The organism is Pseudomonas emilianonis, assembly GCF_023072625.1.
GTDB classification, from domain to species: domain Bacteria; phylum Pseudomonadota; class Gammaproteobacteria; order Pseudomonadales; family Pseudomonadaceae; genus Aquipseudomonas; species Aquipseudomonas paraveronii.
The window spans coordinates 18,774-36,765 of sequence record NZ_JAKNRV010000006.1 but is presented as its reverse complement, the minus strand read 5'-3'; the positions used below and the strand labels follow the sequence as shown (position 1 = coordinate 36,765).

The 17,992-nt window shown below is 56.6% G+C and carries 15 protein-coding genes and 1 tRNA gene; 1 reads left to right on the top strand and 15 read right to left on the bottom strand.

From position 1 onward, the window contains the following. Positions 1-224 precede the first annotated feature (224 nt). From L9Z73_RS01665 to rpsU, 14 genes are all read right to left on the bottom strand, one after another. On the bottom strand, positions 225-800 hold the full coding sequence (locus L9Z73_RS01665; protein ID WP_247395875.1) for a plasmid mobilization protein: 576 nt from the start codon (positions 798-800) through the stop codon (positions 225-227). A 480-nt stretch (positions 801-1,280) separates the two neighbouring features. Next, positions 1,281-1,541 (bottom strand): antitoxin VbhA family protein, encoded by a 261-nt coding sequence (locus tag L9Z73_RS01660; protein ID WP_247395873.1) that lies wholly within the window; start codon positions 1,539-1,541, stop codon positions 1,281-1,283. A 1,183-nt stretch (positions 1,542-2,724) separates the two neighbouring features. Beyond that, positions 2,725-3,759 carry a type IV secretion system protein gene (locus tag L9Z73_RS01655; RefSeq protein WP_247395871.1) on the bottom strand — a complete coding sequence of 345 codons (1,035 nt, stop codon included), beginning with the start codon at positions 3,757-3,759 and terminating at the stop codon, positions 2,725-2,727. Between the two features lie 43 nt (positions 3,760-3,802). After that, on the bottom strand, positions 3,803-4,075 hold the full coding sequence (locus L9Z73_RS01650; RefSeq protein ID WP_247395869.1) for an EexN family lipoprotein: 273 nt from the start codon (positions 4,073-4,075) through the stop codon (positions 3,803-3,805). Beyond that, positions 4,072-4,542, bottom strand: a complete 471-nt coding sequence (locus L9Z73_RS01645) for a hypothetical protein (RefSeq protein WP_247395867.1) — start codon at positions 4,540-4,542, stop codon at positions 4,072-4,074. The genes L9Z73_RS01650 and L9Z73_RS01645 overlap by 4 nt, the downstream gene beginning before the upstream one ends. A 307-nt stretch (positions 4,543-4,849) precedes the next feature. Beyond that, positions 4,850-5,104: a hypothetical protein gene (locus L9Z73_RS01640; RefSeq protein ID WP_247395865.1), complete on the bottom strand. Its 255-nt coding sequence runs from the start codon at positions 5,102-5,104 to the stop codon at positions 4,850-4,852. Between the two features lie 58 nt (positions 5,105-5,162). Further along, the gene (locus L9Z73_RS01635; protein WP_247395863.1) at positions 5,163-5,942 is read right to left on the bottom strand and encodes a helix-turn-helix domain-containing protein; all 780 of its coding nucleotides are present in this window, start codon (positions 5,940-5,942) and stop codon (positions 5,163-5,165) included. After that, positions 5,939-6,181 (bottom strand): plasmid-related protein, encoded by a 243-nt coding sequence (locus L9Z73_RS01630; protein ID WP_247395861.1) that lies wholly within the window; start codon positions 6,179-6,181, stop codon positions 5,939-5,941. Before L9Z73_RS01630 ends, L9Z73_RS01635 begins: the two co-directional genes overlap by 4 nt. 255 nt (positions 6,182-6,436) lie before the next feature. Beyond that, positions 6,437-7,492: a site-specific integrase gene (locus tag L9Z73_RS01625; RefSeq protein WP_247395859.1), complete on the bottom strand. Its 1,056-nt coding sequence runs from the start codon at positions 7,490-7,492 to the stop codon at positions 6,437-6,439. A 125-nt stretch (positions 7,493-7,617) separates the two neighbouring features. Continuing rightward, a tRNA-Ile gene (locus L9Z73_RS01620) sits at positions 7,618-7,694 on the bottom strand. Between the two features lie 15 nt (positions 7,695-7,709). Then, entirely contained in the window at positions 7,710-11,453 is a 3,744-nt protein-coding gene (locus L9Z73_RS01615) for a bifunctional diguanylate cyclase/phosphodiesterase (protein ID WP_247395857.1), read from the bottom strand. A gap of 135 nt (positions 11,454-11,588) precedes the next feature. After that, positions 11,589-13,439 (bottom strand): RNA polymerase sigma factor RpoD, encoded by a 1,851-nt coding sequence (gene rpoD / locus L9Z73_RS01610; protein WP_247395855.1) that lies wholly within the window; start codon positions 13,437-13,439, stop codon positions 11,589-11,591. A gap of 67 nt (positions 13,440-13,506) precedes the next feature. After that, positions 13,507-15,477, bottom strand: coding sequence for a DNA primase (dnaG, locus tag L9Z73_RS01605; RefSeq protein WP_247395854.1), 1,971 nt, complete (start codon positions 15,475-15,477; stop codon positions 13,507-13,509). 449 nt (positions 15,478-15,926) lie between these two features. Further along, complete coding sequence (rpsU, locus tag L9Z73_RS01600) at positions 15,927-16,142, bottom strand: 30S ribosomal protein S21 (protein WP_002551877.1); 216 nt, start codon at positions 16,140-16,142, stop codon at positions 15,927-15,929. Positions 16,143-16,345: 203 nt separating this feature from the next. Here rpsU and tsaD point away from each other — a divergent pair, with 203 nt between their 5' ends. Further along, positions 16,346-17,371 carry a tRNA (adenosine(37)-N6)-threonylcarbamoyltransferase complex transferase subunit TsaD gene (gene tsaD / locus L9Z73_RS01595; protein WP_247395853.1) on the top strand — a complete coding sequence of 342 codons (1,026 nt, stop codon included), beginning with the start codon at positions 16,346-16,348 and terminating at the stop codon, positions 17,369-17,371. Between the two features lie 33 nt (positions 17,372-17,404). Here tsaD and plsY read toward each other — a convergent pair whose 3' ends face one another. Continuing rightward, complete coding sequence (gene plsY / locus L9Z73_RS01590; RefSeq protein ID WP_247395852.1) at positions 17,405-17,974, bottom strand: glycerol-3-phosphate 1-O-acyltransferase PlsY; 570 nt, start codon at positions 17,972-17,974, stop codon at positions 17,405-17,407. Positions 17,975-17,992 lie beyond the last annotated feature (18 nt).

The window sequence follows — 17,992 nt, the reverse complement described above, 5'->3', positions numbered from 1 at the left end:
GGGGGCTGGTAAGGTTATTTACTGACTTATAGGGATCTCGAGCCGTGGTTGGGTATGTTCTTTCCATCGGCTCGGGCAAGCTGTATTTGAGTTCGCACAGCGTGGTACTCAATACTCCAACGTTCAAGGCTGGCGCGGGCTTCGTTGTACTTTCAAATCAACCCGCTTAAGGCTTCGATCCTCTCTCTCACTCTGAGGCCGCAGGGCACTTGGTGCCGGGTATGTTACGAGGTGATCTTCCACCGACTCAAGCTAGCGTCTTGGAGTTCAGCAACAATTTCGGTATGGCTGTAGATGTAGTCCGAAAGCTGCTTTATTTCCATGGCTGAAATCTCCTGGCTGCCTCCCTCATTCAGTTTTTTAGCTAGCTGGTTCAGGTTTCTCCCGATGGCTCTGAGCTGACCTGATGAATCCCAAAGCGCCTTAGTAATCTCCATGGTGAATTGGGGCTGATTGGTCAAACTAGCTCGTACGCAATTGATTACCCACCGTTGTGCTGAGCAGCCCTCGGCTTCTGAACGTGTCACGATCTCATGGTGTTCACTTGGCGTTAATCGAACCTCAAGCCGTTGTTTCGGACCTTCGTCGGGATCGCCTGCGATTTGCCCTGATATCCAATTTTGAACGCCTGTGGGCATTTCATCTTGGATGACGTAGCGCATTAGCGCCCGGATCATGCCGTGCTGGGAGCTTCCTTTTTTCTCGCAGTGCGCCTCCCAATCTGATTTCAGGTCAGCCGGTATGCGTACACGGTAAACGGCGCTATCCCTCGTGGCGCCGATGCTAGGTTTGCGCGGCATTTACATTTTTCCTTCGGCATTAAAAACTGACCATATCAGTAGTGAACCACAATTTGCCGGCGAACGCCTATCCTGCACTAGTACTGCATCGTCTTCAAAATTTGTTCATGAACAAGGTTTTGTGAGAGAGGCTTGGTCACGGATTCAACTCGAGTATCTTTTGGGATTGGCCTTTGCTGCGGTAATAGGTGTGGCATTCAGCACGTTCATGGAGGCGGATGGCCCTCTCCAGTGTTCGGGCCGCAGTGTTTAATTGACGAGGTGCTACCGGGGTATTTTTCCGGTGCTTTGCCTATCCTGCACTAGATCTCCTTGCGACCGAATCCTTGTTCATGAACAACCTTTGGGCGCCTATTAACCGGCGATCTGCCTATCCTGCATTAGTGCTCCACGGGATTTAGTACTTGTTCATGAACAAGCTTTTTCTGGTTCGATGCGCGCACGCCTGCAATGAACATATGGGCATCTGTGGATCTCATTTCACTGAGCGTGTTCTAGCCGCGAGGTCGCTACAAATTCTTCCAGATCAATCTCGCCGCTTATGTAACGCTCGCCGAGGCGCTTCATACCGTCAGTGATTTCAAATGCAGACAGGTTTGTTGAGGCGTTGGCAAAGGCTACGGCTTCCCTTCGCTTGCTCCGCTCAGCCTCCGAGAGTTGGTATACCTTGGGATGGTCAATTCCAGCTGACAGTTCGATGTTGTTTTGATGTTGATCGGTTTTTTGGTCTTCCGAACTCATAGCGGTTCCTGATGGTTTTTTGAGAATTCTTGATCATGTAAAGGATAGCGGTTTGAGGCAGTCTCAGCAGTTAGTGATCTTGGTTGGCCCCCACACGAACGCGAAGCTCACGTCTGCGAAAGTACCAAGGTTTTTGCTGGATGTGGCGTCAAGGGCGGCACCGGAGGCCGCATGCGGAGCGGAGCCGAAGGCGAGCACCGAACGGGTGAGGATGACGGGCGTAGCCGTACCCTTGACTCCACAGGAAGCGCTCAGCCTATCGCTAGGGGTAGGTCAAGGGCTCCGCCCGCCGTGCCTGCCCCGCAGCCAGTCCGGCAAGTTCGGACACGGGATGCAACCGAAGGGGTTGCCCAAGCGGAGCGCGGAGCTTTAAGACCGGTGTTCAAACATTTCCATCGTTTGGATTACTGACCGGTGCAAGCGTCTTCTCCGGTGCCTTACTGGGGAGAACCTCGGTTAGACTAGTGGTTCTTCAAGGAAGCTTTTCAAAGGAGTGAATCGGTGCAAACCAACCAAACCGTCAGTTGCCCACATTGCATGAACAACGTTCCATGGGGCGCCTCAGTTTGTAGAGGCTGTCATGCTGAAATTTCCTATGGCACCCCTCGGGCAAGTATCGTCGTTTTCATTATCGTTTCGGTGGCAGCAGGCTGGTATGCGGCGAAGCTCGTTCACGATCACCTGTCTACCAATTCGACAGTGTTGTGGGTTGTTTTCGGGATTGTCTTCGCACTGGTAGGCGTTCTGTCCATAAAGATCTGTAAGCGCCTTTACACCGGCAGGACCTGGTTTCGACGGATCTACCGAACCAAGTGACCATCCGTCCCGGGATTGGTTTGCACGTATGAGTCATCAAGACAAGAACGCTGAAATTGTCTTGTTTTTGCGATTAGTTCATTAGATTCATAGTGTTAACGTTCTTCCATATCCCATCCCCCCGCCCTTCCCGCAAGCGGGAAGGGAGCGAGTCGCCCTCTGTCGTCAAGGGTGCAGGGGAGGCCTCCGGCCTTGATCCCCTACACCCATGCCGTGAGCGTTGGTCGCTTCTGCCGCGTCAAGGGGCCGAGTCCTCGTCGCTACGCTCCTGCGGGCCGCACCAACCCCTTGACCCGTCATCCGCTTGCTGAAAGTACTCAGAAAAAGACCCCGTTGAAACGAGGTCTGATCAGTCGTGAGTCACGGGCTACTGATTTACTTTGCCTCCAGTAGCACTTCCCCAGTTTTTGCCCATGTTCTGCATGACGTGCTGTCGGTACGCTGGATTCCAGGCTGTATTCCCAGCCGCGAGGTGGTTCAATCGTCCAGCTGTGACCATCTGGCCCGACTGCATGTCACGGCGCGTTGACTGTCTGTTGAGACCCTTGGTGATTGGTGCCATGGCGCCGTTTGCGATTCCGCGCAAGGTCAGTGCCGCACTCGATATACCTCCCGCAAGGCCTCCTGCAACGCCATGGGCTTGATACATCATGTAGAGCACGACGATGGTTGTAACCAGTAGCTCCAGGAACGTTGCGATTGGGTAATCGGCTGGGTTTGCCAATATGCTGGCAGCTATCGAGGAAAAGTATTTGATCCCAAAGCTGAGAACCGTACTAACCAGTGCCGTTTGCATGATGTAAGTGATGACCTGGGCAAACCAGCTATCGAACCACTTGGACGTGAACTGTCCAAACAGCAGCATCATGATGAAGACTGGCCCGATTCCGAGCATGATCGACAGCATGCCTTTTGCGACAATAATCATAGCTCCTGCCGGAACTGCGATGAGCAGCGTAGCGGCATAGACGATCAGGGCGTTCAGCCCATCCCACATAATCATTCCGATTTCGTAGGAGTGGCGTTGCCCCATTTTCGACAACATGTCTGCACCTATCTGCCAGCCGTCCGACATTGCCTTGTCAATGACTTGGAAAACCGAGTCTGAGATTGATGGATCACTCGTCGCTGTAAAGGCGGCCGTGACTCCTGTTTCAAGCCCCCTCAATGCCTCTACTACCCACGACATGTAGGTGTCGGCTTGCATGGCCAACCCGCTGATGAGCAGGAATTTTCCGCATGTTTTGAGAAAATGAGAGGCAGACTGCTCAATCGTTCCCGTGATCATCATGTAGCCGACCATCGTCAAATATAGCGTTCCGCCTATCGTCACGGTGAGCGTGAAATCCTCAATCACTCGACTCGAAGTGATGCTGATGAACGTATGGAGGGTTTGATCCATTGACCCTCCTATCCATTCAAATATTCCTGTTTTGGTCGCCATTCTATTTTCCCTGAGAAGAGAAATTCATGGGTTCACGCTGCTTGTACTCACGATTCTCAAGCACCAATGCGTTTGCGGCAGTTTTCGCGTTGACGCAGTTCGGGGTCAGAGCAAGCTCGCCAGGATTTGCCTTACACCTTTCCAGAACCTTAAGTCTTTCAGGCGCGTTTGCTTTGTACCAATCAACCGTCTGCACGGGCTCTTGTTTGCCACAGCCTGAGAGGGTGGCGGTTACGATCATTAGGACCGCGGGTGTAGTCAGGAGGGATTTCATTTTTCGTCCTTGGATTGAATGACGTTGAGGGTCCGTTCAGCGTGGATTGGTTTCGTGTGGGCGTGCGCGCGGTAGCCTAACTCAGTGGATTCGATAATTTGAAGCGCGGCGATGGTGCGTAGAACGCTTTCCCTTGTGCCTGCCCAGCTTCCGGCAAGTCGATCAAGAGTGTTATGCAGGACGGCAACTGAGGCACCTAGGCTCCCAGCTGCCAAGATGACGCCCAGTAGAGGAGGCATAGGTACTGATTGTCTAGGAAGGGTTATGCCAAGCCAGTCGATGAGCGCCATCGAGATAGGTACCAGTGCGAGGACTGCCGCCATGATGTCGCGCTTTAGCAGCATTGGTGCGCGTCGGGAGAGTTCGCGCATAAACCCCATGCTATCAGCGCAGATCCAAAATCTACGGATGGATATGATCAAGAATGCGCTCAGGACGAGCATGGGTAAGTAAACATATGAAATCATGGTGTTCCTCCTCGGATTATGGGGGAACGCAGAGCTGTCTCTCCAGCCGTCCGGCGACTCTTTTTATCGAGCTACTGTTCCCGCCAGTCAGGGCTTGTTTAAGGCCCGTATCCAGTACGCCTTTGCGGCGCTCTTGGGATGTGGTCTATACGGCGCGTCTTTCCGCTGCTTGTCCGGTGGCTCTTTCTATCGAGCTACTATTCCCACCTGTCAGGGACTTTCTTTTCAGCCCCAGCACCCAGTACGCAGAAGCATTCTTAGGGTATAAATTAGCTGCGCTCAGTATTTGATTGCTTCATTTATGTAATCAAGACCAAAACTTTCGATCAATCATAATCTGGTCAGAAATATAAGGGATATTTGCAAGCTCATCTAAAGCCATTTCTACTGTCCTAAACCAGTATGGGCGGTTTTCTTCGTCGATGACGGTGTGGTCGATTACCCCGTCCGATACGCTTAGCGCAAAGCCGTTCTTGTAGTGTGCTCGTAGGATAACTTGTATGTCGCCTGTTCTGTCCAAGCTGTCGCAATAGCTTTCCAGTTGTCTAAAATGAAGTGGCATTATTTTATCCTTTCAATACTGTTGATTTGATGCGCGGTTTTCTGATGATGTTGGCGCGTCACTGAAGGTGTGTTTTGTTGCGTGTTTGTCGTTTCAAAGCATTCATGCTTTCTTTTTTATTATCAGTACGGATCCACAATGGTTTGTCGCTGTTGTAAGGTTCGATTGGATCTTCAACTTTAGGCTTCGGCCTGCTCGGCTTTGCAAGCGCGCAAAAATTACCTTTCAAATAATTTTTCTTTAGTCCATAAAACCACCTTTGAGGTGTTGTGATAATTATCCCAGATTTCAGTGCTTCAGATAGTTCATCAAGAAGCATTTGGTGATCCTGTCTCGGAACGTCGTTTAAGAGCTGAACAATCCATGCGCTATCACCAGCTTTTAGACGCTTGGGGAAACGAAGATCATCATCTGCTGTTTGTTGTAGTTCTTTTTTTGGTTCCGTTGGTAGTTCTTGGCATGTCATCGCTGTGTCATGCCCCCCGTGACACGTTGCTGACCGGGGCAGGGGTGTCACAGCTGTCATCCCCCCTATGACATCTCTGTCAGTTGGGGCTAAGGCTTGCGCGGAAGTAAGGTTTATGAAGTACCTATTCGTCGTCTGACCACCATCGCGGCGGTATTTTTTTTGGATGGTTAATAGGCCCGCTCGCTCAAACTCTTTAATGTGACGTTGTACTGTTCTGGAAGAAATACCGCAAAAGCTTGCGAGAGTTTTCACGCCTGGCCAACCTTTACCCTTTTCGCTTGCATGTTTGGCTAATGCCATCATTACAAGCTTGGCGGTCGTAGACTCAAATTCGTGCGTCCAGACCCAGTCATAGGCTTTGTAGCTCATTGCAAATTTCCCAGAGGACTCACCTCAATATTCAAGTTAAGGGCGTCATTGATCTGCATTGTCCTAAAATATACGCGGCGGCCGATCCTGATCATTGCCGGTTTGAGTTTTCGGGAAATATCGGTGTCTGAATATAGAGAGACCCTTACTCCATCAGGCGAGCGCCCTAGTAGAATGGCAATGTCCGGGATGCTCATCAAAGGGCCAAAACGGTTCAGTAGATACTCTTCAGTTGTCATGTGTAAGTTCGCCATGGTGGGAGAAATTCAGCGAATTTTTACGCGGTGATTTGCTGGTGTCAAACCAAGTGGTGACGCGTATCGACCAGTTGGTAGTTGTGCTGTCGCCATATTGCTACCAAGATTATATATGCTGGTTTTCTTGAGGTTGGCTAGGCCCTTGTAATTCAAGGGCTCGTATCGATGTCTAGGTTATTTTTGAAATAAATGTAAATTTTTGTGTTTTTTTTGATGATTTAGCTTCAAGGGTTACTGTTATCTTGAGATTTTATCCAGCTTCTCAACTAGGTCTTCAGCCCGAAGGTGCGTATATCGCTTGAGCATCTGCATCGACTTGTGACCACTGATGGCCGAAACCTCTTGGTCAGAAAGCCCGCCTTCGACAAGCCGACTCACAGCCTCATGGCGCAGATCGTGAAACCTGAAGTCAGGTAGATCGAGCTTCTTCTTCAGCTGACCCCAAATTTTGGTGAAGGTATACGGCCGACGCTTCCCGTCCTTACCTGGCTCACCAAAAAACACCAGATTGCAGTCGATTGGGCGCACCGGATTATCCATCGCAGCTTTGAATACTTCAGTGGCGCGCTTGCTCAGTGGAACGGTTCGGGGGCCGTCGTTCTTCGTGTCTGAGAGACGTATAACACGCTTTGCCAGATCCACTTGAGGTCGTCGTAGGGATGAGATCTCAGACGAGCGCATACCCGTTTCCAGAGCGATGCAAACAATCCAGCCCAACATAGGGTTGCTGTGTCGATTCACTGCCGCGAGCAGAAGACGTTCTTCCTCCGGCGATAACCTTCGGTCGCGACCATCCCCAGGGCTTGGCTTACGGATGTTCAGCACTGGGTTGAACGTCAGACCCAAACCCCACTCCTGAATCGCTACCGTGTACAGGTGGCTCAATAGGGCCAGTTCGAGACGCACGGTGTTGTTGCTGATGGTCCCACCACGGCTGGGTTCGTTTAGGCGCTTGTCACGATAACCAGCGATGATTTCAGCGGAGAGGGCAGCCATCGAGTATTTGCCCAGGTGCTCGATCAGCTTCTTGGCTTTCGAGGTTTCACCACGCTGAGTCGTGGGCTTCTTGGTGGGGGTTATGTCGCTCAGATAGCGCTTGAGTGCAGCCTCTAGCGTCATTTTCTCCGAGCCGCTACGCCGGATGTACACGCCACGCACCATTTCTTCTTCGGTACGCCTCGACCAGTCCTCCGCATCACGCTTTGTGCGGAAGGTTTTGGCGACAGTGGGCCAGCCATTTTTACGAATGAGCGCCTTCCAGGTGCCGGAAGGGGTTTTGACGAGAGTAGCCATGAGAGGGGGCTCCTAGGCGGCTGGCGAACCAGCACTGTACCTAAATTGTACCCTTGGACCATAGGACTGTATCTGTGATGGTTCCGCCAGAAACGCTAAAGCCGCGCAATGCGCGGCTTTGGAGTTGGTGGGCCCACACGGACTTGAACCGTGGACCAAAGGATTATGAGTCCTCTGCTCTGACCAACTGAGCTATAGGCCCTTAACAGGTCGCGGATTATAGCGATGGTTTCTCCACTGTGCTATCCGAAAAATCCTGAACCTTCATACGAAGAAACGTCGCGGCAAAAAGCTCCGGTGGCAGGGGCAGGCTGACGATGTAGCCTTGCATCTGTTCGCAGCCTTCGGCGGCGAGGAAGGTTTGTTGTGCGGGGGTCTCCACGCCTTCGGCAATGATGGTGAATTGCATGCTGTGGCCCAGGGCAATGATGGCGCGCACGATCGCCACGTCGTGGGGGTCGTCGGGCAGGCCACGGATGAAGGATTGGTCGATTTTCAGGAAGTCCAGTGGCAGGCGCTTGAGGTAGCTGAGGGATGAATAGCCGGTGCCGAAATCATCGATCGCCAGTTGTACGCCAAGGTGTTTGAGCTGGTGCAGCACGTCCAGCGCTTCTTCGGCCTGGCTCATGATGAAGTTTTCGGTGATCTCCAGTTGCAGGCAGCCCGGTTCGAGACGGTAATCGCGCAGTAACTGTTCGATGCGTGACAGCAGGTTGGGCTGGCGCAGTTGTGCGCCGGCGAGGTTGACTGACAGCGGGCCGAAGCGCTCGAAGGCGGTTTGCCAGGCGTGCATTTGTTGGCAGGCCTGTTCCAGGACCCAATCGCCGATTTGCAGGATCATGCCGTTCTCTTCGGCCAGGGCGATGAAGTGTTCGGGCGACACGTCGCCGAAGGTCGGGTGGCGCCAGCGGATCAGGGCTTCGGCGCCGATCAGTTGTTGGGTCTCCAGGCTCAGTTTGGGCTGGTAATACAGGCTCAGCTCATCGCGCTCGATCGCCCGGCGCAGTTCGTGCTCCAGCGCCACGCGTTCTTTGGCCTGGGCGGTCAGGTCGCGGGTGTAGCCTTCCACGCGGTTGCGACCCTTGGCTTTGGAACGGTACATCGCGGCGTCGGCGTTTTTGACCAGGGTGGCGACGTCCGTGCCGTCCTGGGGGTACAGGCTGGTACCGATGCTGGCGCTGATAAAAAACTCGTGTTCGCCCGCCTGGAATGGCGGGGTGAAGCAGGCCAGCAGTTTATTGGCCAGGTACTGGGCGTCGCTGGCTTGCTGCAGGCCGGGCAGGAGGATGATGAATTCGTCGCCGCCCAGGCGGGCGACGGTGTCGATGTCGCGCAGTTGCTCCTTGAGGCGCACGGCGATGTTCTGGAGCAGCAGATCGCCAATCGGGTGGCCGAGGCTGTCGTTGATGTGTTTGAAGCGGTCCAGGTCGAGGAACAGCACGGCGCCCTGGTGGCCGCTCTCCTGTTGATTGGTGAGCGCGGCCTGTAGCCGATTTTCAAACAGCGTTCGGTTGGGCAGTCCGGTCAGCGGGTCGTGATGGGCCTGGTAGTCGAGGCGCGCTTGGGCGTGTTTCAGGCTGGAGATGTCGGCAAACACCGCGACGAAGTGCGTGATCGCCTGGTCGCGGTTGCGCACGGCGCTGATGGTCAGCCAACTGGGGTAGACCTCGCCGTTCTTGCGGCGGTTGGCGATCTCGCCTTGCCAATGCCCATAGGTGGTCAACTGGTGCCACATCGCGGCATAGAACGCGCTGTCATGCAGGCCGGAGGCGAGCAGGCGCGGGGTGTGGCCGAGGGCCTCGGCTTCGCTGTAGCCGGTGATTTCGCTGAAGGCGCGGTTAACGGCGCTGATGTTTTGTCGGGTGTCGGTGATCAACACGCCTTCGGCGGTGCTTTCGAAGACGGTGGCGGCCTGTTGCAGTTTTTCCTGCATCTGTTGGCGTTCGGTGATGTCCCGGGCGATGGTCAGCATGCAATCGTCATTGCCGATGGGCAGCGGGCTGCTGGACACCTCGCAGAGCCGAATCTGCCCGTCGCTGCGGCGGATATGGCAGATGAAATCGCGGACAGACCCGTCGCGTTGCAGCAGCTCCAGCATGTGTTTGCGTTCGTTGAGGTCTACCCAGATGCCCAGGTCCAAGGTCGACTGGTCAAGGGAGGTTGCGGCGGGGAAGCCGGTAATGCGGCTGAACCCCTCGTTGACCTCAATCAGCAGACCGTCGCTCTGACGGCTCAGCAGCAAACCGTCGGGCGAGGCGTGGAAGGCCTTGGCGAATTTTTCTTCAGACGTTTGCAACTGTTGCTGGGTTTCCTTGAGCTCGGTGATGTCGCGCACCACCACTACCAAGGCTTCGGTCGTGTCGAGCTGGAATGGCTCGGCGGAAATCAGCCCGGTAAAGGCTTGGCCGTTGCTGCGCAGGAAGGGCATTTCCAGGTTGCGAATGCTGGTGGACTGCACCCGTTTCAACAGCTCCAGGCCGATGCCCGGGATACCCCAGATATTCAGCGTAGTAGCGGTTTTACCGATCACGTCCTCGGCCTTCAGGCCTACTTGATCCTCAAACGCTTTGTTGACCTCCAGCAGGCAGCCATCGGACATCCGTGCGATCACCAGGATGTCGGGGCACTGCTGGAACACCGAGGCAAACTTTTGCTCGGATAACTGCAACGCCTCTTCCGTGCGCTTGGCTTCGCTGATATCGATCATCAAACCGCGCAGCACCGGTTCATGGCCGTGTTCGATCAGGCTGACAATGTCGCGTACCCACAGGCACCGGCCGTCGGCGGTGATCACTCGGTAATCGACGCTGTGATCGCGGTTAGCGCGGGTTTCGCGGTAGCAATAGGCTTCTGTGCGCGTCAGGTCGGCGGGGTGAATGATGTTGCGCCAGAAGCCTGGAATCAGCCAATGGGCGCTAGGGTAGCCGAGTAATTCTTCGGCATGCGGCGACACGTAGCTGTAGGTGAAATCGGCAATGCTGGCCTCCCAGGCAATGGCGGACAAGCTTTCCACCAGGCCGCGATAGTGATATTCGCTGCTGCGCAATTCCTGCTCGAGGGCGACACGCCGGGAAATTTCTGAACTGAGCCGACGATTGATCCTAATCACGATGACCAATACGGTGCTCAGCAGCAGTATCGTGGGCAGGCCATACGTCAGCAGATCCGTCCAGAACGTGTGGTGATCGGTGAGGCTGCCGCCCCAGTGTTGCTGGATCGCTTGCGTTTCTTCCGGGCTGAGGTCGGCAAGGACCTTGTCCAAAATCCCCACCAGCATTTTGTTGTCACGAGGCACGCCCATTGCGAGTTGGTAGCGGTAGGGCGTTTCACCGCTGACGTACAAGCCATCGAGCTTGAGCTGGCGCAGGCTCCACACGATCGAGGCCAGGTCGCCGACCACCGCGTCCACTTCATCAGTGGCCAGCGCTTGCAGGGTCGAGCTCACATTCGGCATGGCCACCAGGTTGAGGTCGGGGTGGTGGGTGCGCAGCAATTCATGGGGCGCGTAGTTTTCCACCACGGCAATCTTGAGCCCGTAGAGGTCCTTCAGGTTGCGCGGTTGCGCACCGCCTTCATGGGCGAGGATGACGATGGGGAAATCCAGGTATGGCCGCGTGAACGCCATATAGGCCTGGCGCTCGGGGGTGGACATGATGCCCGGCAGCAGGTCGAGCTGGTTGTTGCGGGCCTGCTCGAGTACAGCGCTCCAGTTTATCGGCTCGATCAGCTTGATCCTGACGCCCAGGCGGTCCTGGACCAGGCGCACGTAATCCGCCGCCAAGCCTTGGTAGCGGCCATTCTCGTCGCGGTATTCGAAGGGTGGCCAGGAGGCATCCACCCCCAGGCGCAGCTCCTGATGGTCCGCCAACCAGCCCCGCTCATCCTCCGTGAGAGTCAAGGCGCCAGCCGTTGCGGTCCAGGTCAGCAGCGACAGCAACAGCACAGTCGGCAATCTGGGCATAACGGTCTCGTTATGGCACGGGGAATGTTTCGAGTGTAGACGGGCATTGCGGGGGTGGGGAGTTGCGCGGCGGTGAATCTATAGAAAGTAATCGGTAGAAAGCAAAACCCCCGGCCTGGGCCGGGGGTTTTGGGATCACTCGTCGAGGAAGGAGCGCAGATGCTCGCTTCGCGTCGGGTGGCGCAACTTGCGCAGCGCCTTGGCTTCGATCTGACGAATCCGCTCGCGGGTCACGTCAAACTGTTTACCGACTTCCTCAAGGGTGTGGTCGGTATTCATGTCGATGCCAAAACGCATGCGCAGTACCTTGGCTTCACGGGCAGTGAGGCCGGACAGTACGTCGCGAGTCGCTTCTTTAAGGCTCTCAACGGTGGCGACATCGATTGGCGACTGCATTGTCGAGTCTTCGATGAAGTCACCCAGGTGGGAGTCTTCGTCATCACCGATCGGGGTTTCCATGGAGATCGGCTCTTTAGCGATCTTCAATACCTTGCGGATTTTATCCTCAGGCATTTCCATGCGTTCGCCCAGCTCTTCCGGGGTCGGTTCGCGACCCATTTCCTGCAACATCTGCCGGGAAATACGGTTGAGCTTGTTGATGGTCTCGATCATGTGCACCGGAATACGGATGGTGCGGGCCTGGTCGGCGATCGAGCGAGTGATCGCCTGACGAATCCACCAGGTGGCATAGGTCGAGAACTTGTAGCCGCGACGGTATTCGAACTTATCCACAGCCTTCATCAAGCCGATGTTGCCTTCCTGGATCAGATCGAGGAATTGCAGGCCACGGTTGGTGTACTTCTTGGCGATGGAGATCACCAGACGCAAGTTCGCTTCAACCATCTCTTTCTTCGCGCGGCGGGCCTTGGCCTCACCGATCGACATGCGACGGTTGATGTCCTTGATCTCGGCAATCGTCAGACCGGTTTCGGTCTGAAGTGCGGTCAACTTGTGCTGGCAGCGGATGATATCGGGCTGCAGGCGACCAATGGCTTCAGCGTATTTCGCCTTGCCCTTGGCCAGTGCGTCGGTCCAGCTTTCGTCAACTTCGTTGCCCGGGAACTGGCGCAGGAAGTCGGTACGCGGCATGCGCGCATCACGAACGCAGAGCTGCATGATCGCCCGCTCTTGTGCGCGCAGACGCTCAAGGGCACTGCGAACGCGTTCAACCAGGCCTTCGAATTGCTTCGGCACCAGCTTGATCGGCATGAACAGCTCAGCCAGCGCCACCAGCTCGGCAATCGTCAGCTTGTTGGAGCGACCGTGCTTTTTCAGAGCCTTGCGGGTGATTTCCATTTGATCGGAAACCGCGCCGAAACGCTGGGCAGCGACGATCGGGTCTGGACCGCTTTCGACTTCATCTTCGTCATCGGTGCTGGCTTCAGCGTCGTCCTCTTCGGCATCGTCGTCCGCTTTCACGGCTTTCGGGTCGACAGGCGGCGGCACTTCGGCAGCAGGTGGCGCAATGCCGTCGTCCGGGTCGATATAACCGCTCAGGACGTCGGACAGGCGGCCACCTTCGGTGGTGACGCGAGTGTACTCGGAGAGAATGTGGTCTACCGTGCCAGGGAAGTGCGCGATTGCGCCCATCACTTCACGGATACCCTCTTCAATACGCTTGGCGATTTCAATTTCGCCTTCGCGTGTCAGCAACTCGACGGTACCCATTTCACGCATATACATGCGCACAGGGTCAGTCGTGCGACCGATGTCGGTCTCCACCGCGGCCAACGCGGCAGCGGCTTCTTCAGCTGCTGCCTCGTCGGTATCGGAGTCGGCCAACATAAGGGCGTCCGCATCCGGAGCACTCTCGTGTACGGGGATCCCCATGTCATTAATCATGCGGATGATGTCTTCCACCTGCTCTGGATCTGAAATATCCTCAGGCAGGTGGTCGTTGACCTCTGCGTAAGTCAGATACTTCTGCTCACGACCCAGGGTGATCAACTCTTTGATACGAGACTGCTGTTGCGCTTTTCCGGACATAACACCCTATCCACTGAAGGTCTTGGCGGGCAAAAAACAAGCCGAGGATTATACCCGAGCTACGACCTCACGCGCCAGTTAAGGTCGGGTTTGATGCGGAAACATTCTGTTTTAAGAGGTCGCGCATCTGTTTTGCTATCTGAATTTGCTCTTCAGCCGATAATCCCGGCTGCCTCGCTCTCTTGATGAGTTCATCGAGGGTCTGCGTGTGCTGACCCGCAGATAACCTAGTAATGGTGTCTAAAAACTGTTGTTCAAGGTTATCGCCGTCAATTAGCCACTCCTTTTCCGCGAGGGCTTTCAACAAACGACCTTGTTCGGTGCCATGCCAGCGGGCCATCAGTTGGATGGAGTTTAGCTTAGGATTTTTCTGCACGGCCTCGATCAGTGCGATCAGGACCTGGGCATAGGTGTTGCTCTCGTTGGCAAAGTGCTCGGCACTCTCCACCTTGCCCGCCAATTGCGGGTGGTGGATGAGCGTGCGCAGGGCAATCAGCGTAGGTGCTTCTACGGCCACCGGCGTGCGCGGGGCGTAGGCCTCGTCGCGATCACCACGCTTGCCGTTTTTGCTCCAGGGTTTCTTGTCCCATTTCTTGCCGCCGGCGCCGGGCTTTTTCGGTGTCCACTCCTGCTGGGGCGTGTAGGCCTCCTGCGGTTGGTGGAAGTCGGAATAGTCCGGCATAGCGTCGTAATCCATGCCTGGGTCGTAGGCGGGCGGTGCATCTTGCGGCGCGCTGTGGACCAGTTGGCTGACCGCTTCGCCGCTCAGTCCGGTGATTTCCAGCAGGCGCTGGCGCATCAGGATGCGCAGGTTGGCGCCCGGCACTTTGTCGATCAGCGGCGCTGCGAGGGTGGCCATGTGCGCCTTGCCTTCGAGGGAGCGCGGGTCGGCTTCTTCGGTCAGTTGCTGGAAGAAATAGTCCGCCAGCGGTTGCGCGTGTTGATTGATGCGCGCGCGGAAGGCGTCGGTGCCTTCGGAGCGGACCAGGGTGTCCGGGTCTTCGCCTTCGGGCAGGAACAAAAAGCGTGCGCGGCGTCCATCCTGCAGGCACGGCAGCGTGGCTTCGAGGGCGCGCCAGGCGGCGTTGCGGCCGGCCTGGTCGCCGTCGAAACAGAACAGCACGCTGGGCACTACACGGAACAGGCGCTTCAAGTGTTCTTCGCTGGTGGCGGTGCCCAGGGTCGCCACGGCATTGCGCAGGCCTTGCTGGGCGAGGGCGATCACGTCCATATAGCCTTCAACCACGATGATCTCGTCGAGGTTGCGGTTGTTCTTGCGCGCTTCGAACAGGCCGTAGAGTTCCTGGCCCTTGTGAAACACTGGGGTTTCCGGCGAGTTGAGGTACTTGGGCTTGTCGTCCCCGAGTACCCGGCCACCGAAGGCGATGATCCGGCCGCGGCTTTCGCGGATCGGGAACATCACGCGGTCGCGGAAGCGGTCGTAGCGTTTGCCGGTCTCGGCGTTTTCCACCAGCAGGCCGGCGTCGATCATGGCTTTTTGCTGGAGCGTGTCGCTGCTCAGGTGTTTGTACAGGTTGTCCCAGCCCGGCGGGGCGAAGCCCAGGCCGAAGTCGCGGGCGATTTCGCCGGTGAGGCCGCGACCCTTGAGGTAGTCGACGGCGGCCTTGCGCTGCGGATGGCTCTTGAGCGCCTGGCGATAAAAGTCGGCGGCGGCGGTCAGTAGTGGGTACAGCGGCGAATCGGTGGGTTGTCGCGGTTTGTGCGGGCGGCCACTTTCTTCGCGGGGAATTTCCATGCCGGCGGCTTTGGCCAGTTCCTCGACGGCCTGGGGGAAGTCCAGGTTGTCGTGGTCCATGATAAAGCCGAGGGCGTTGCCGCCCGCGCCGCAGCCGAAGCAGTAGTAGAACTGCTTGTCGGGGCTGACGCTGAACGACGGGGTCTTTTCCTTGTGAAACGGGCAGCAGGCGGTGTAGTTCTTGCCCGCCTTCTTCATTTGCAGGCGCGAGCTGACCACATCGACGATGTCGGTGCGGTTCAGAAGGTCGTCAATAAAGCTCTGGGGAATTAGCCCGGCCATGGCGTTCTCGTCATCACTGCGTGGGAATGAGGGCCCGTGAAGTGCTCAAGCGCACGTATCGTATGGCTCGACCATCAATCGTCTGCTTGGGCTGTCAGGAAGTGTATCTGCCGAACATTCACTGACGTTAATTTCTATTCAGTCTGTTCGGCGAAGAAATGTCGCCCCGGCGTCCGGTTCAGGCCAATGGCGGGCCTCGGAAGCGCATCGATGGGCACAGCCGACACAGTCGATCGTCTGCTTGAAGAAATTAAGTGTGCTCGTCAGTAGCCTTGTTAGACTCGTCAGAAGAGACGCGCACCGCTGGCAGAAGAGCCAGTCCTGACGTGTGAAGCTGTGTCTCGGTCGCGTGTGCGGCGTCGACGATGAAGCATCAAGCGATATCCGCAAATGCCAACAGCCCGGCTGAGGGCCGGGCTTGGCAGAAGCTTGCTACGAACGTCTGTGTATTAGTACAGACGAACGGCGCGGCGCTGCTCGCGCTGAACTTTCTTGGCGTGACGCTTAACAGCGGCTGCTGCTTTACGCTTACGCTCAGAAGTTGGCTTCTCGTAAAATTCGCGGCTACGAACTTCAGCCAGAACACCGGCTTTTTCGCAGGAGCGCTTGAAACGACGCAGAGCTACGTCGAAGGGTTCGTTCTCTTTTACTTTGACGGCTGGCATCCAGAGCTACCTTCTTTCATTACCGGGAATCAACGTTCTCGTCGCAAAAAATTCGCGGCTGAGGTCGTCGGTTTTTAAGGGTTGCGGATGTTAACCCCTCATTGCCAGGAATGCAAAGCCTCTGATCGAAAACCGCTAGTCGGGAGGGGGTGTGGCGACTATTATGCGCGCCTTCGAATTCAGCCTCTACAAGGCGCAAACCCATGCTAGTACTGGGACTTGAAACCTCCTGCGACGAAACCGGTGTCGCACTTTACGACAGTGAACGCGGGCTTTTGGCCGATGCACTGTTCAGTCAGATCGACCTGCACCGTGCCTATGGCGGCGTGGTGCCGGAGCTTGCCAGCCGTGATCACGTCAAGCGCATGCTGCCGTTGATTCGCCAGGTGCTCGACGAGGCCGGCTGCGTGCCGACCGAGATCGATGCGATCGCCTACACCGCCGGCCCCGGATTGGTCGGAGCCCTGCTGGTTGGGGCTTCTTGCGCCCAGGCGCTGGCATTTGCCTGGGACATTCCGGCCCTCGGCGTACACCATATGGAAGGCCATCTGCTGGCGCCGATGCTGGAAAAAACACCGCCACAGTTCCCGTTCGTCGCTTTGTTGGTTTCGGGGGGGCATACGCAGCTGGTTCAGGTCGATGGGATCGGTCAATACACGCTGCTGGGCGAGTCCCTGGACGACGCCGCCGGCGAAGCATTCGACAAGACCGCGAAGATGATGGGCCTCAATTATCCCGGCGGTCCGGAAATCGCGCGCCTGGCTGAAAAGGGTGTCGCCGGCCGCTTCACCTTTCCGCGGCCGATGTGTGATCGCCCGGGCCTGATGTTCAGCTTCAGCGGCTTGAAAACCTCCGCCTTGAACACCTGGCAGCACAGCGTCAGCGCCGGGGACGACAGTGAGCAAGCCCGTTGCGACATCGCGCTGGCGTTCCAGCAGGCCGTGGTGGAGACTTTGACCATCAAGTGCAAGCGCGCCCTGAAACAGGCGGGTATGCAGCGCCTGGTGATCGCAGGCGGCGTCAGCGCCAACAAGGCTTTGCGCGCGTCCCTGGAGAAAATGCTCGGCGACATGAAGGGCGATGTGTTCTACGCGCGCCCTGAGTTCTGCACCGACAACGGCGCGATGATCGCTTATGCCGGCTGCCAGCGCCTGCAGGCCGGACAGCACGAAAGCCTGGCGATCAGCGTGCAGGCACGCTGGCCGATGGAGCAGTTGTCGCCGTTGTGAGTGCTCAAGGTGAGCGGGATTCATCAGCCGGATTTAAAAATGCCGTTCGCGCCCGGCAAATAGGTCGCGTAAATTGCCGCGATGGCGCCAGACGATCAGCAGGGTCAGCACGCTCATCGGCAACAGCGCCGCCGGTTCCTGCCAGGCCAGCAACGGCAGGGTGAGCGGCGTGGCGATCAGCGCGGCCAGCGAGCTGGTGCGGGTCAGGTAGAACGTCAGCAGCCAGGCGAGCACCGCCAGCAGCGCCGCCGGAGGGTAAATCCCCAGCAGCATGCCGGCAGCCGTGGCGACACCCTTGCCGCCGCGAAAACGAAAGTACAACGGAAACAGATGGCCGAGGACGGCGCACACGCCAATCCAGGCTTGCTGTTGCAGGGTAAGGCCGGCGAGGCTGGCGATCAGTACGGGCAGCAGGCCCTTGCAGGCGTCGCCCAGCAGCGTCAGGACGGCGAGCTTCTTGCCGGCCAGGCGCAACATGTTGGTGGCGCCGGCATTGCCTGAGCCACTCATTCGCGGGTCGGGATTTCCCGTCAGGCGGCTGAGCAAAATGGCGAAGGACAGCGAGCCGAGCAGGTAGGCGAGAATCGCCAGTGACCAAAACATGCTAACTATTCCGGGCGA